Annotated in this window: 1 protein-coding gene; it reads left to right on the forward strand. The window is 53.4% G+C overall.

Annotated features, from left to right (window positions below; genetic code table 11):
* Nucleotides 1-20: 20 nt before the first annotated feature.
* Nucleotides 21-1,042, forward strand: a 1,022-nt coding sequence (gene tuf, locus SPSYN_RS15605; protein WP_161823402.1) for an elongation factor Tu, incomplete at its 3' end; no start/stop codon positions are given.

Consider the following 1,042-nt stretch of genomic DNA (forward strand, 5'->3'; position numbering starts at 1 on the left):
AAGGAGGAATAAAACCAACCATGGCAAAGGCGAAATTTGAGCGGACCAAACCGCACGTAAACATTGGCACCATTGGTCACGTAGACCACGGCAAGACCACACTGACTGCAGCCATCACCACCGTACTTTCTACAATAGGCGGAGCTGCAGTTAAGAAATACGACGAAATTGACAACGCCCCGGAAGAAAAAGAGAGAGGTATTACAATTAATACCTCCCACGTAGAATACGAGACCGAGAACCGTCACTATGCCCACGTCGACTGCCCCGGTCACGCCGACTACGTTAAAAACATGATCACCGGTGCAGCCCAGATGGACGGCTCAATCCTGGTCGTATCGGCAGCAGACGGCCCCATGCCCCAGACTCGTGAACACATCCTGCTCTCCCGCCAGGTAGGCGTGCCCTACATAGTAGTTTACCTGAACAAAGTAGACCAGGTAGACGACGCTGAACTGCTGGAACTGGTGGACATGGAAGTGCGCGACCTATTAAACCAGTACGAATTTCCCGGCGACGACATCCCCGTCATCAACGGTTCAGCCCTAAAAGCACTGGAATGCGGCTGCGGCAAACGTGACTGCGAATGGTGCAAGAGCATCTGGGAACTAATGGATGCAGTAGACTCTTATATACCCAACCCGGAGCGCGACATTGACAAGCCGTTCTTAATGCCGGTAGAAGACGTATTCACCATCACAGGTCGTGGCACCGTAGCAACAGGACGTATCGAACGCGGTTCCATAAAAGTAGGCGAAGACGTAGAAATCGTAGGCTTGATGGATAAACCTCGCAAGACCGTAGTCACCGGCGTAGAAATGTTCCGCAAGATCCTGGACCGCGGTGAAGCGGGCGACAACGTAGGCTGCCTGCTGCGCGGTGTAGATCGCAAAGAGATCGAACGCGGCCAGGTGCTGGCCAAACCGGGCAGCATCAAGCCCCATACCAAATTTAACGCAGAAGTCTACGTGCTGACCAAAGAAGAAGGTGGCAGGCATACCCCGTTCTTTAACGGCTACCGCCCACAGTTCTACTTCCGCAC

Source organism: Sporotomaculum syntrophicum, from assembly GCF_009932395.1.
Classification (GTDB): Bacteria; Bacillota; Desulfotomaculia; order Desulfotomaculales; family Desulfallaceae; genus Sporotomaculum; species Sporotomaculum syntrophicum.